Genomic DNA, 13,390 nt, shown 5'->3' with positions numbered 1-13,390 from the left:
CCCGCCCGAAGGGTGGGGGATCCTCGCGCCCCTGAGGGCCCCTGGCGGGGCCCGGCGCGCTCAGGAGCTGCGATCCGTCACCAGGGCCGCGGCGTCGAGGGCGATGGCGCCCTCCTCGTGGACGAGCAGGGGGTTGATCTCGATGTCCGTCAGATCGCCGTAGCCGGGGGCCAGATGGGACAGGAGGGACAGGGCCTCGGCTGCCGCGTCCACCGCCAGGGCGGGGGAGCCGCGCCAGCCGGTGAGGAGGGGGGCGTGGCGCAGGGAGAGGATCAGGGCGCGGGCCTGATCCTGCGTCACCGGGGCGAGGGCGACCGCCGTGTCCGCGAGCAGTTCGGCAGTCGTGCCGCCGATGCCGACCAGGACGACCGGGCCGAAGGCGGGGTCGCGGCGGACGCCGAGGATCAGTTCGACGCCGCGCTGCGGCGCCATCGCCTCGACGGCGTAACGTGCGGCGCCGGTGCGTTGCCGCATGGTGCGGAACGCCTCCCGCACATCGCCCGGCTGACGCAGGTTCAGGACGACGCCGCCCGCCTCGGTCTTGTGGGCGAGGCCCATGGCCTTGAGGGCCACGGGTCCCCCCAGAGCCGCGGCCGCCCGCACGGACTCGTCCTCGGTCGTCACGAACCGGGCGTCCGGGAAGGCGATACCCGCTGCGATGAGCGCGGCGCGGACGGACTCGTATCCGCCGTCGCCGAGGGTGGCCGTCGGCGGGGGGAGAGGCAGCGGGTCGTGCGCGGAGGCGGCGGACCAGCGGGCCGCGTGCGCCGCCGCTGCCGCCGCCTGTTCCACGCGTTCGAAGACGGGCACGCCCCGCTCCCGGAGCACCGCCAGGGCGGGGGTGTCACGGGCCATGGTGTGGACGAGCAGCGGGCGGCCGGAGTCGGCCGCCGCGTCGGCGAGTTCGCGCGCGACCGCGCACTCCTCGTCCGCCTGGGCCGGATTGCCGGTGGCGTAGTCCCCGAAATAGCCGGTGAGCAGCGCGAGATCGGTGTCGTGGGCGGCGAGCATGTCCGCCGCGACGCGGGCGTAGCTGTGCAGGTCCGCCTCCCCGGCGCCGGCCAGGTCCAGCGGCAGGGCCGGCAGTACGAGCCCCCGCGCGGCCAGGGCGTCGGCGGCCAGTGCGCCCTGACCGCCACTGTCCCCGGCGATGCGGACCCGGCGGCCCGCCGGGCGACGGGGTGCGAGGAGAACCAGCGCGGTGTCGACCAGCTCCCCGGCGCTGTCCAGCCGCAGCGCCCCCGCGTCCCGGCAGGCCGCGTCCACCGTGGACAGGGCGCTGACCAGGGCGTCGGTGTGCGAGGCGGCGGCCCGTCCCGACGCCTCGCTGCGGCCGACGGTCAGCAGCAGCACCGGCTTGCCCGCCGCCCGCGCCCGGGCGAGGGCGCGGGCGAAGCGGCGGCCGTCGCGGAAGTCCTCGACGTAGGCGGCGATCAGGCGGGTCGGCTCGTGGTCGACCAGCGCCTCGATCGCGTCGGTGGCGTCGATGTCGCGCTGGTTGCCCAGGGAGACGAAGCGGGAGAAGCCCTGGCCCGACCGCTGCAGGAGCCGGCCGATCTCCAGCGCCAAGTTGCCGCTCTGCGAGACCAGGCCGACGTCCCCGCGCGGAAAGTCGCCCCAGGACAGCCGTAGTTGGGACCCGGTGTCGACGACGCCCATGCAGTTGGGGCCGAGCAGCCGGGCGCCGTTCGCCCGGACCAGTTCGGCGAGTTCGCGCTCGTCCGCGACGGCGGAGGTGATGACGGTGAAGCAGCGGGCGCCCCGGGCCAGTCCGTCCGCGACCACGGCACGGACCGCGCCCGGCGGGGTGGCCACCACCACGTGCTCGGGCGCGTCCGGCAGGGAGTCGAGCGACGGGTGGAAGGGCACGCCGTCCAGCGCGCCGCCGCGCTGGTTGACCAGGTGCACGCGGCGGCGTCCGCGTCCGGCGAGGGCCCCGGAGGCGAGCCAGTAGCCCCACTTGGCCGGGTCCGCGGAGGCCCCGACGACGGCCACCGAGGCGGGGTCGAACAGGGACCGCAGCCCCTGACCCGGCGTCACCGGTACCAGCCGAAGCGCTCGTTGATCTCCGGCATCCGGCCCGCGGCCAGCGCGTGGGCCGCGTCCCGGGGCGTGCTGCCCTGTGCGGCGGCGAGGTCCAGCACGTCGCCGACCAGGCGGCGCATGGAGCGGCGCAGGTAGCCGAACGCCTGCTCGGCGTCGGGGCCGACGTCCCCGAAGAGGGTCCACCACCACCAGGCGTTGGTACCGGAGTTGGCCACCACGTCGGGCAGCACGGTCACTCCCCGCGCGGCCAGCAGCTGTTCGGCCTCGGGGAGCACCGGCATGTTGGCGGCCTCCGCGATCCAGCGGCAGGCGGGGGAGATCCGCCCGACCGCCGCCGCGTCCACGGCGTAGGAGACGGCGGCGGGGACCAGCAGCTCCGCCTCGGTCTCCAACCAGGCGTCGCCCGGCAGTTCGCGGTCCTCGGGGTGCAGGGCGGCGCGGTCCACCGTGCCGAAGGAGTCGCGGGCCCGCAGCAGCGCCTCGACGTCCAGGCCCTCCGGGTTGGCGATGGTGCCCTTGACGTCCGAGACGGCGACGACCCTCACGCCGGCCTGCGCCAGGAAGCGGGCCGTCGCCCCGCCCATGGTGCCCAAACCCTGGATCGCCGCGCGGGTGCCCAGGGCCGGGACGCCGGCCCGGTCGAGCGCGGTGAGCGCCGCCTCGGCCACGCCGCAGCCGCCGACCAGCGCGTCCAGGCCGATGCCGTCCACGGACACCGCGAAGGCGTCGGCCAGCCGCTGCCGCGCCTCGGACTCGTCGTCCAGCAGCGGGTAGAGCGCCTGGATGGAGGAGACCAGGCCGGCCTCGGCGGCCGCCCGGTCCACCAGCTCCTGGGTCAGGCCCAGATCCTCCCCGGTGGTCCACATCGACTCGATGTAGGGGCGCATCGCCCGCAGGTAGCGCACCAGCAGCGGGTACGCCTCCGGGTCGCGCGGGTCGCAGTCGATGCCGCCCTTGGCCCCGCCGAGGGGGACGTAGCGGGCGGCCGGGTCGTAGTGCAGGGCCTCCTTGCGGCTCATGCCCCGGGCCAGGCCGGTGACCTCGTCCAGGGTGCAGCCCGCGCGCATGCGCAGGCCGCCGCTGCAGACCCCGCGGACCAGGCGGTCGACGACCAGGTAGCCCTGGCGGCCGGTCTCCGGATCGGTCCAGGTGACGGAGACGAAGGGGGCGGTGCTCACGGGCGCTCCTCGGGGACGGTGATCACGGTCGGGCCGGGGGTGTGCAGGGCGGTACGGACGGCCTCGGCGAGGGCGGCCGGGGTGGAGACCCGGACGCCGTGGCCGCCGTAGGCGCGGGCCAGAGCGGACAGGTCGGGCGTGGCCAGGTCCACGGCGAGCGGTCGGTCGCCGCGTGCGGCCATCTCCTCGCGGATCTCGCCGTAGCCGCCGTTGTCGAAGACGACGACCGGGAGGGGATGCCCCTCCTGCACGGCGGTGGCCAACTCCTGGACGGTGAACTGGAGTCCGCCGTCACCGGAGAGGGCCAGCACCTGCCGTCCGGGCGCGGCGGCGAGGGCGCCGACGGCGGCGGGCAGGGCGTAGCCGAGCGTGCCGAAGCCCGTCGGATGCAGGTAGCGGCCCTCGGCCGCCAGCGGCAGGTGCGGCAGCGCGCCGTAGTAGCAGCACATCGCGCTGTCGGAGGTGACGATCGCGTCAGGGGCCAGCACCGAGCGGACCGCCGCCAGGTACGGCACCCAGCGGGCGTCGCGGTCCCGGGTCGGCACGTCGCGCTGCTCGCGCAGGTCCGACAGGTCGTCAGCACTCCGTTCCCGCTGGGGGAGTGCGGCCAGCAGCGCCTCCAGCACGGACCGGGCCGGACCGACCAGGGGATGGTCGGCGGGCTGCCCGGCGTACATCTGCGCCGGGTCGACGTCGACCAGGACGGGCGTGCCGCCGACGCGCGGTGGCGGGCACCAGAAGTCGGACTCGGCCAGTTCGGTGCCGACGGCCAGGACCACGTCCCGGTCCGCCAGCCACTTCTGCACGACCGCGGTGTGCAGGGCGACGCCGAGCGAGAGCGGGTGGTCCTCGGCGACGACGCCCTTGCCGTTGGCGGTGGTGACCACGGGCGCGCCCAGGCGTTCCGCCAGCTCCCGGCAGGCGTCGGCGGCCTCGCGCGCGCCGCCGCCGAGCACCAGGGCGGGCCGGTACGCGGCTGCCAGGGCGGCCGCGGCGGCCGTCACGTCCGGGAAACGCGCCGCCAGTTGAGGGGCCGTCACCGCCGCCGGTCCCAGCTCGCCCGTCTCCTCCAGCAGGTCCAGCGGCAGTTCCAGATGGACCGGGCGCGGCCGACCGCCGCGGAACAGCGTGAACGCGCGGGCGACCGCCGCCTCCACCTCTTCGACCGAGGACACCCGGTGGCTGAAGGCCGCGACGCCGCGCAGCGCCTCGGTCTGGCTGCGCATCTCGTGCAGCATGCCGGTGGCCAGCCGCGGGTGCCGCAGCGGCATGCCGGGGGAGACCACCAGCAGCGGGACGCTGTCCGAGTACGCCTGCCCGACGGCCGCCGCGATGTTGAGCAGCGCCGGACCGGTCGTCGTGACCGCCACGCCGGGACGGCCGCTGACCCGGGCGTAGCCGTCGGCGGCGTAGCCCGCACCCTGTTCGTGACGGGGTGTCACCTGCCGGACCCCGTAGGCCGGCAGATGCCGGTAGAGCTCCAGGTTGTGGGTGCCGGGGATGCCGAACACCAGGTCGGTCCCGTGCGCGCGCAGCGCCCGGACCAGGGCCTCGCCACCCGTGAGCCGCACCATCACAGGCCCCGGGAGATGACCAGGCGCATGATGTCGGAGGTGCCCTCCTCGATCTCCTCCAGCTTGGCGTCGCGCATCCATTGCTCGACCGGGTACTCGCGCGAGTAGCCCCAGCCGCCGAGGGTCTGCACGGCCGCCCAGGTGCAGTAGGCGGCGGTCTCGGAGGCGGTGAGCTTGGCCATGGCCGCCTCGGTGGTGGCGTCCAGTCCGGCGTCGATCCGCCGGGCGGCGCGCCAGGTCATCAGCCGGGCGGCCTCGATCCGGGCCTTCATGTCGGCGAGGCGGAAGGCCACCGCCTGGTGCTCGATGATCGGCTTGCCGAACTGCACCCGGGTGCGGGCGTAGTCGCGGGCGTACTCGAACGCGGCCCGGGCGACGCCGGTCGCGGCGGCTCCGAGCACGGCCCGGGAGATGTCGAAGGTGCGCATCAGGCCGACGAAGCCGGCGCCCTCCGCCCCGAGCCGGTCCTGCTCCGGCACGAAGACATCGGAGAAGAACAACTCGCGGCAGACGATGGCCCGTTGGCCCATCTTGCGCATCGGCTCACCGAAGGTCAGGCCGGGGGAGTCCTTGCGCAGCAGGAACGCGCTGACGCCGTGGGCCCGCCGGCTGGGGTCGGTCTTGGCGAAGACGACGTAGAACTCGGCCTCGCCGCCGTTGGAGATCCACGCCTTCTGACCGTTGATCAGGTAACCGCCCTGGGTGCGGGTGGCCGTGGTGGTGATCGAGGCGGCGTCGGAGCCGGAACCGGGCTCGGTGGTGGCCAGGGCCGTCATCGGGGTGTCCGGACCGGCGAGTGGGGCCAGCCAGCTGCGCTGCTGCTGCTCGGTGCCGAGCTCCAGCACCGGGTCGGCGAAGAAGCCGTTGGACATCAGCAGGTTGCCGATGCCCAGGTCGCCGACGCAGAGCTCCTCCTGGATGAGCACCTGGGAGAAGACGTCGGTGAAGCCGCCGCCGCCCAGCTCCGCCGGGAGCATGCAGCCGGTGATGCCGACCTTGGCCGCCTGCCGCCACAGGTCCCACGGGGTCTGCGTGTCGGCCTCGTCGATGGCGCGGGCCCGGGGACGGATCTCGTCCCGGGCGAAGGCGCGGGCGAGGTCGACGATGTCGTTCTGCTCGGGGGTGAGCGGGCACAGCTCGGTGGGCAGGGCGGACATGGACGCTCCCAGGTGGACGGCGGGGTTCCGGGGGGAACCGACTGATCAACCAACTGAACCGTGATTCAGTATTGGGAGTGTCCGGGAGGCGTGTCAATGACCTTGCTGAATCAGCGGTCAGTAGTAAGCAGGGCGACCGGCAGGTCCGCCAGCAGCTCGCCCACCTTCACCGGGGAGCTGAAGGGCCGACGGTCGGCCAGTTCGTCCCGCCACTCGCCGGGAGGCAGTTCCAGCTCGAGCGCGCCCCAGCCGCCGGCGCGGACCAGGGCGTAGGGGAGCCTGGTCACCACCGTCAACTGCCGTGCCCCGCGCAGGAAGGCGAGCAGGTGCGGACTGCCCGTCGGCCACGGCGTGTAGTCCGGGTGCGGATCCGCGCGGCGCACGCGCAGCGCGGTCCGGGTGACGTGCAGCTTCTCGGCCGCGAGCGTCCCGGGCTCGGTCCGGGGCGGGGGATCGAGGCGGACGATGCCCCGGTTGTCGGGGTCCACCAGGGTGCGGAGCGGGAGCTCGCTGCCCTGGTACAGGTCGGGCACGCCGGGCACCGTCAGGTGCAGCAGCGCCGCCGACAGGGTGTTCACCCGCGCGTAGGGGGCCGTGCGGGCGACGAACTCGCCGATGCGCTCCGCCAGTTGGGGCGTCGTCGGCACCGAGCGGGCCAGCGTGGCGACCTGCTGTTCGTAGGCCTCGTCCGGATCGGTCCAACTGGTGCGGAGCTTGGCCTCACGGACCGACTTGAGCAGCACCTCCGCGAGCCGGTCGCCGCCGATCGGCCAGGCGGCGAAGGCCGTCTGCCAGAGCAGGTCCTCGGTGTCCGGATCGTGCGGCAGACCGCCGCCGGGGGCCAGGTCCTGCCAGATCGCCGTCTCGGCCTGCCACTCGCGCGGGATCTCCGCCAGCACCGCGAGCCGGGCCCGGGCGTCCGCGCTGCGCTTGGTGTCGTGGGTGGACAGAGCGGTCATGGTCAGCGGGTGCTCCTGCTGCGTCCGGGTGCACCAGGCGTGGAACTCCTCGGGCTCGAGCCCGGGATGCGCCGGGTCCCCGCCGACCTCGTTCAGGCCGAGCAGCGCGTGGTGGCGGTAGAACGCGGTGTCCTCGACGCCCTTGGCGGCGACGGCCGAAGCCGTCTGCGCGAACCGGGCCCGGAACTCGTCGTGCCCGCCCTCCAGCAGCAGGTCGCGCAGCACCCGGGCGCTCTCGGCATGAGCGGGGGGCAGCCTGTGCGCGGCCGCGGCCGCGGCGTCGCGCACCTGGCGGGCCTGCTCGGAGGGCAGCGGACGGCCGGGCTCGGGATACGGCCGGTAGACCGGATAGGCGGCCAGCGTTCCGGCGAGGGCGGCGCGCAGCGCCCAGGGCGCGTGGTCGCGCGTGCCGTGCTCGGCGGCCGTGATCCGCACCAGCTCCCGGGCCAGTCGGTTGACCTCGGCGTCCAGCTCCCCCTGAGGCTGCGTCATGTCCGCGCGCCCACGCGCCGCGGCGGCGAGAGCCGCCTCGTCCTCGGGACCTGGAGCCATGAGCACGCCGTCGATGCGGCGCAGCGCGTCGTAGCCGGTGGTCCCGGCGCAGGCCCAGTCCCGCGGCAGCCGCTCCTCACCGGTGAGGATCTTCTCCACCACGACGTACGCGCCGCCGGACGCCTCCCCCAGCCGCCGCAGGTAGGCGGCCGGGTCGGCCAGGCCGTCCGGGTGATCGACGCGGAAGCCGTCGAGTACGCCGTCGCGATGCAGGCGGAGCAGCAGGCCGTGGGTGGCGTCGAAGACCTCGGGCCGCTCGGTGCGGATCGCGATGAGCTCGCTGACGGTGAAGAACCGCCGGTAGTTCAGCTCGGTGCGGGCCAGCCGCCACCAGGCGAGGCGGTAGAACTGACGGTCCAACAGCTCGGGGAGCGGCAGCCCCTCCGTGCCGGGACGCAGCGGGAACCGGTGGTCGTGGTAGCGCAGGACGGGCTCGCCCTCGTGCTCGTCGAGACCGAGCTCGGGCAGGCAGGCGTCCAGCCGGTCCCCGAGGACCGGGAGCAGGATGCGGCCGTCCTGAGCGTCCCAGTCGACGTCGAACCAGCCGGCGGCCGGCGACTCCGGGCCCTCGCGCAGCATCTGCCACAGCGGCCGGTTCAGGTGGGCGGGGCAGGGCAGCGCCATGTGGTTCGGCACGATGTCCGCGATCAGGCCGAGGCCGTGCGCGTGGGCGGTCTCGGCCAGGGTACGCAAGGCGGCCTCGCCGCCGTGGTCCTGACTGACCGTCGTGTGGTCGACGACGTCGTAGCCGTGCCGCGAGCCGGGAACGGCCTGGAGGATCGGCGAGAGGTGCAGATGGGAGACCCCCAGCTCGGCCAGGTACGGCACGGCGGCCTCGGCGTCGGCGAAGCCGAAGCCGGGCTGCAGCTGCAGTCGGTAACTGGCCCGGGGTTCCCGCGAGATGGTCATAGCAAAGGCCTACCCGACGTGACGACCCCTCACCACCGGGGCGCCCCCGTCAGGGGCGCAGCTCCCAGGGGCGCGGGGACTGCGCGACCGGCCCACCACCCGCGGAGGTTCGTCCCCATTGAACGGGTCGGACCCCCACGAGTGGTGGGTTGCTCGCGCAGTTCCCCGCGCCCGTGGCGGGGTTGCGCCCGTGGCGGGGTTGCGCCCGTGACGGGGCTGCGCCCGTGGCGGGGTTGCGCCCCTGGCGGGGTTGCGCCCGTGACGGGGTTGCGCCCGTGACGGGGTTGCGCCCCTGACGGGGTTGCGCCCCTGACGGGGTTGCGCCCCTGAACGGCCCCTTTGGGGCCTAAGCGGGGCGTTGGAGGACCATGAGACTGCGGTCGGTCAAGCGGATCGTCTCCCCCGCGCGGACCTTCGCGCCCGTCCCGGGCGGCGTGGTCCAGGGCTGGGAGGTGTCGACGACGACCTGCCACTCCGCGCCGTGCGCGGGCGGCACGGTGAAGTCGAGGGGCTTGGGCGCCGCGTTGAACAGCAGGAGGAAGGAGTCGTCGGTGATCTTCCCGCCCCTGCGGTCCGGCTCGGAGATCGCGTAGCCGTTGAGGAACACCGTCATCGACTTGGCGAACGACGCCCGCCAGTCCTGGTCGGTCATCTCCTCTCCCGACGGCGTGAACCAGGCGATGTCGGTCAGCTCGTCATGCGTGCCGGACACCGGGCGCCCATGGAAGAAGCGGCGGCGCCGGAACACGGGGTGGTCCCGCCGCAGCCAGACCATGTGGCGGGTGAAGTCCAGCAGCTGCGCCGCCTCCGACTCCTCGTCCTCCGCCGGCCAGTGCACCCAGGACAGCTCGTTGTCCTGGCAGTAGGCGTTGTTGTTGCCCTTCTGGGTACGCCCGAACTCGTCCCCGTGCGAGAGCATGGGCACGCCCTGCGACAGCATCAGCGTCGCGATGAAGTTGCGCTGCTGACGCCCCCTCAGCTCCAGCACCCCGGGGTCCGTGGTCTCCCCCTCGGCCCCGCAGTTCCAGGAGCGGTTGAAGGACTCGCCGTCCCGGTTGTCCTCGCCGTTGGCCTCGTTGTGCTTGCCGTTGTAGGAGACCAGGTCCCGCAGGGTGAAGCCGTCGTGGCAGGTGACGAAGTTGATGGAGGCGATGGGACGCCGGCCGTCGTCCTGGTAGAGGTCGGACGAGCCCGTCAGCCGGCCGCCGAACTCGGCCAGCGTGGCGTTCTCGCCGCGCCACAGGTCACGCACGGTGTCGCGGTACTTGCCGTTCCACTCGGTCCACAGCGGGGGGAAGTTGCCCACCTGGTAGCCGCCCTCGCCGACGTCCCAGGGCTCGGCGATCAGCTTGACCTGGCTGACCACCGGGTCCTGCTGCACCAGGTCGAAGAACGACGACAGCCGGTCCACCTCGTGGAACTGCCGGGCCAGCGTGGCCGCCAGGTCGAAGCGGAAGCCGTCCACGTGCATCTCGGTGACCCAGTACCGCAGCGAGTCCATGATCAGCTGGAGCACGTGCGGGTTGCGCATCAGCAGGCTGTTGCCGGTGCCCGTGGTGTCCATGTAGTAGCGCTTGTCGTCGGCCAGCCGGTAGTAGGAGGCGTTGTCCAGGCCGCGGAAGGCGAGCGTCGGGCCCAGGTGGTTGCCCTCGGCGGTGTGGTTGTAGACCACGTCGAGGATCACCTCGATGCCGGCCGCGTGCAGCGCCTTGACCATGGCCTTGAACTCCTGCACCTGCTGGCCGCGGTCGCCCAGCGAGGAGTACGCGCCGTGCGGGGCGAAGAAGCCGATGGTGTTGTAGCCCCAGTAGTTGGCCAGCCCCATCTGCACCAGGCGGTGGTCGTGGACGAACTGGTGCACCGGCATCAGCTCGATCGCGGTGACGCCCAGCTTGACCAGGTGCTCGATGACCAAGGGGTGCGCGATGCCGGCGTAGGTGCCGCGGATCTCCTCCGGGATGCCCGGGTGAAGGTAGGTCAGGCCCTTCACATGGGCCTCGTAGATCACCGTGCGGTGGTAGTCGGTGCGCGGCGGGCGGTCGTTGCCCCAGTCGAAGTACGGGTTGATCACGACCGAGGCCATCGTGTGCGGAGCGGAGTCCAGGTCGTTGCGGCGTTCGGGGGAGCCGAAGTGGTAGCCGTAGACCGACTCGTCCCAGTCGATGGAGCCGCTGAGCGCCTTGGCGTAGGGATCGAGCAGCAGCTTCGCCGGGTTGCACCGGTTGCCGAGCGCGGGCTCGTAGGGGCCGTGGACGCGGAAGCCGTAGCGCTGGCCCGGCTGGACGCCGGGCAGGTAGGCATGGCGCACGAAGGCGTCCGTCTCGCGCAGCTCCAGCGACGTCTCGCTGCCGTCGTCGCCGATCAGGCAGAGCTCGATGCGCTCGGCCACCTCGGAGAAGACCGCGAAGTTGGTGCCGGCGCCGTCGTAGTGGGCGCCCAGCGGGTAGGGCGAGCCCGGCCAGACCTGCATGGTCCTCCCCAAGTCGTGCGGTGCGGGTGTGCGGTGCGGCCCCGAGGATCCATGTTCCCGCGCGGGCTCCGACTCATGTCCAGTCGAATCGTGGCGTAGCCCACGCATTCCTATGAGCATTTCGCGAGCTTCTTCGCCCGAACGAGTGTCCTGGTGACTCGCGTTGCGGCTGCGACGCCTGGGACCCGGCAGTAGTCTTGATCGTCGTGACTCACCCGGACGGCCCAACGGCGCGGTAGGTTGTGACACGCAGTCAGGTCTCCAGTGGCGTAAGGACGGTGACTTCACCAGATGGTGGTCCCCGACGGGGGTTCCCCCGGGGGGACGGCGCGGGGCGAGTCGGCCTCCGTCGTCGCCCGCAGCGGCCTCGGTCGGACCGTCCCGCAGCAGCCCGGCCCGCTGGAGCCGACGCTGGCCTGGCCCCCGGCCGCCTGGGACGAGGCCCGGCTCCGGGTCCGCCGCGCGGGTCGTGCCTACGTCTGGCTCAACCTCGTCGAGCAGCGCCTGCGTTCGGTCGTGGCGGAGGTGCTGCGCCCGGTCTACGAACCGCAGCATGGCGAGGACTGGGTGGTCGCCGCCGCCGGCCCCGCCGGGGAGGAGTGGGTGCAGCGCGCCGGGGCGGTCCGCGAGGTCAGCCGCCGCAAGGGCTACCTGCTCGACCCGGACGACGACGCCCTGGTCGTCTTCCTCACCCTGCCGCAGCTGCGCGAGCTGATGGTGCAGCACTGGCCGTGCTTCGAGCCCTTCCTGAAGGACCGTCGGGAGATCGAGCTCGCCCTGGACGAGCTGGAGGTCGCCCGGCACGTCGTCTCCCGCAACCGGACCCTGTCCGAGAACGTCCTCGCCCAGGCCGAGCGGGCCGCCGCCCGGCTGCTCCATCTCCTCGACGGGGGTGGCGATCTGACGGCCCTGGAGCTGCAGCGCGCCCCCGTGGACGTGGTCGAGGAGCTGGTCGGCGACCGCTACGCCGACGTCATCGGCGTCCATGTGGACCGGGTGCGGCTGCTGCGCCACCTGCCGGTGGAGGACCTGCTCGTCGGCGCGCGGCGGCTGGACGCCGTCGGGATCGGCCTCGGGCTGCTGTCCCAGAACTTCACCGGCCGGCGCTTCGTGCAGCTGGCCGACTCCGGGTGCCGGGTGCGGCTGCTGTTCCTCAACCCGGCCAGCTCGGCGCTGCGCCGCAGGGAGCGCGAACTCGGGCTCGGCCGAGGTGAGTTGGGCAAGACGGTGGAGACCGGCATCATGCACGCGCGCCGGGTGCGGGCGCGCGTCCGCGACTCCGGGGCCTTCGAGATCCGCGTGTACGACGAGTTCCCCCGGTTCACCGCCTATCTGGTGGACGGCGACGGGGCCGACGGGCTCGGTGTGGTCCAGCCCTACCTGCGGCAGGCACGGGGCATCGAGTCCCCGGTGCTGGTCCTGCGCGGCCGCCCCGCCGCCCCGCTGCGCGACGGCCGGGCGCCGGAGGCGGGCCTGTTCCAGACCTACCAGGACGAGTTCGAGGGCATGTGGGCCGATTCGCGCCCCGTGTCCTGATTGCTCCGTTTCCTGAGGCTGCGTCAGGGGTGGCCGCTGGGCTGTCAGTGGCGCACGGGATGATGGTCCCCGTCTACGGAAGGGATGGGACGGGGCCGATGAGTTGGGTGCACGAAACCTTGGTCGGGTTCGATCTCGAGACCACCGGGACGGATCCGGGGGAGGCGCGGATCGTCACCGCCGCGCTGGTCGAGGTCAAGGGCGGGGACGTGCTCAAGCGCACCCGCTGGCTGGCGGATCCGGGAGTGGAGATCCCGGCAGAGGCCACGGCGGTCCACGGGATCACCACGGCACGGGCCGTGGCCGAGGGGCGCCCGGCGGCCGAGGTCGTGGAGGAGGTGGCCGCCGCCCTGGCGGAGCACTGGCGGCAGGGCGTGCCGATCGTCGTCTACAACGCGCCCTTCGACCTCAGCCTGATCGGGGCGGAGTTGACGCGCCACCAACTCCCGTCGCTGAGCGAGCGGTTGGGCGGGGTCCCGATAGGCCCGGTGATCGACCCGCTCACGGTGGACCGGGCGCTGGACCGCTACCGCCGCGGATCGCGGTCCCTGCAGAACGCCTGCCTCGTCTACGGCGTCACCCTGGAGGACGCGCACGAGGCCTGCGCCGACGCCCTGGCGGCGGTGCGGGTCGCGATCGCGCTCGGCCGCAAGTACCGGGCGGAGGCCGGCTCGCTGACACTCGACCTGCTCCACGCGCAGCAGGCGGAGTGGCACGCCGCGTGGGCGCTGGACTTCCAGGCGTGGCTGCGCAGGGACAAGGACCCGGCGGCCCGGGTGGACTCCTCCTGGCCCCTGCGCACGCCCTGACCAGGCGGTGGTCCGGGCACGCCCGGGGCATCCCCGGGGTTCTCGGGGGAGGGCCTCCACCCTGAGCAGGAGAGGAATCCACCCGGCGGACGAGGTGAGGGGCTGTCCGGGCGGGTGAAGATGGTCACGCGCAGCCTAAGTGACTTGCCGCCCGGCAAGTGTCCTTCTTAGGATGCCGTGAACTTACTTGCCGCCCGGCT

At 73.5% G+C, this 13,390-nt stretch carries 8 protein-coding genes; 2 read left to right on the top strand and 6 right to left on the bottom strand.

All coding sequences use genetic code 11. From position 1 onward, the window contains the following. Positions 1–60 precede the first annotated feature (60 nt). The 6 genes from ACFP3V_RS15495 to glgX form a co-directional block, all read right to left on the bottom strand. Positions 61–2,040 (bottom strand): acetate--CoA ligase family protein, encoded by a 1,980-nt coding sequence (locus ACFP3V_RS15495; protein WP_380583669.1) that lies wholly within the window; start codon positions 2,038–2,040, stop codon positions 61–63. Beyond that, entirely contained in the window at positions 2,037–3,224 is a 1,188-nt protein-coding gene (locus tag ACFP3V_RS15490) for a Glu/Leu/Phe/Val dehydrogenase dimerization domain-containing protein (RefSeq protein ID WP_380583667.1), read from the bottom strand. The genes ACFP3V_RS15495 and ACFP3V_RS15490 overlap by 4 nt, the downstream gene beginning before the upstream one ends. Next, a complete protein-coding gene (locus ACFP3V_RS15485; protein ID WP_380583665.1) occupies positions 3,221–4,798 on the bottom strand; it encodes a 5-guanidino-2-oxopentanoate decarboxylase in 1,578 nt (525 codons plus the stop codon). Before ACFP3V_RS15485 ends, ACFP3V_RS15490 begins: the two co-directional genes overlap by 4 nt. Then, positions 4,798–5,955, bottom strand: a complete 1,158-nt coding sequence (locus tag ACFP3V_RS15480; protein WP_380583663.1) for an acyl-CoA dehydrogenase family protein — start codon at positions 5,953–5,955, stop codon at positions 4,798–4,800. The genes ACFP3V_RS15485 and ACFP3V_RS15480 overlap by 1 nt, the downstream gene beginning before the upstream one ends. 110 nt (positions 5,956–6,065) lie before the next feature. Further along, complete coding sequence (gene treY, locus ACFP3V_RS15475; protein WP_380583661.1) at positions 6,066–8,375, bottom strand: malto-oligosyltrehalose synthase; 2,310 nt, start codon at positions 8,373–8,375, stop codon at positions 6,066–6,068. A 346-nt stretch (positions 8,376–8,721) separates the two neighbouring features. Continuing rightward, positions 8,722–10,845, bottom strand: coding sequence for a glycogen debranching protein GlgX (gene glgX, locus ACFP3V_RS15470; protein WP_380583659.1), 2,124 nt, complete (start codon positions 10,843–10,845; stop codon positions 8,722–8,724). Positions 10,846–11,136: 291 nt separating this feature from the next. Between glgX and ACFP3V_RS15465 the strand changes: the two genes are divergently transcribed. Together ACFP3V_RS15465 and ACFP3V_RS15460 are read left to right on the top strand one after the other, a co-directional pair. Then, entirely contained in the window at positions 11,137–12,381 is a 1,245-nt protein-coding gene (locus ACFP3V_RS15465; protein WP_380583657.1) for an SAV2148 family HEPN domain-containing protein, read from the top strand. Positions 12,382–12,479: 98 nt separating this feature from the next. Further along, a complete protein-coding gene (locus tag ACFP3V_RS15460) occupies positions 12,480–13,190 on the top strand; it encodes an exonuclease domain-containing protein (protein ID WP_380583655.1) in 711 nt (236 codons plus the stop codon). Positions 13,191–13,390: the final 200 nt, after the last annotated feature.

Source organism: Streptacidiphilus monticola, assembly GCF_042658505.1.
Lineage (GTDB): Bacteria > Actinomycetota > Actinomycetes > Streptomycetales > Streptomycetaceae > Streptacidiphilus > Streptacidiphilus monticola.
Note: the sequence above shows the minus strand (reverse complement) of the source record. Positions and strands in the feature narration are given on the sequence as shown.

Bases quoted from the DNA above. Each gene is read 5' to 3' on its own strand.
- treY (WP_380583661.1), bottom strand. From the start codon at position 8,375: ATGACCATCTCGCGGGAACCCCGGGCCAGTTACCGACTGCAGCTGCAG.
- ACFP3V_RS15465 (WP_380583657.1), top strand. From the start codon at position 11,137: ATGGTGGTCCCCGACGGGGGTTCCCCCGGGGGGACGGCGCGGGGCGAG.
- ACFP3V_RS15480 (WP_380583663.1), bottom strand. From the start codon at position 5,955: ATGTCCGCCCTGCCCACCGAGCTGTGCCCGCTCACCCCCGAGCAGAAC.
- ACFP3V_RS15460 (WP_380583655.1), top strand. From the start codon at position 12,480: ATGAGTTGGGTGCACGAAACCTTGGTCGGGTTCGATCTCGAGACCACC.
- ACFP3V_RS15485 (WP_380583665.1), bottom strand. From the start codon at position 4,798: ATGGTGCGGCTCACGGGTGGCGAGGCCCTGGTCCGGGCGCTGCGCGCG.
- glgX (WP_380583659.1), bottom strand. From the start codon at position 10,845: ATGCAGGTCTGGCCGGGCTCGCCCTACCCGCTGGGCGCCCACTACGAC.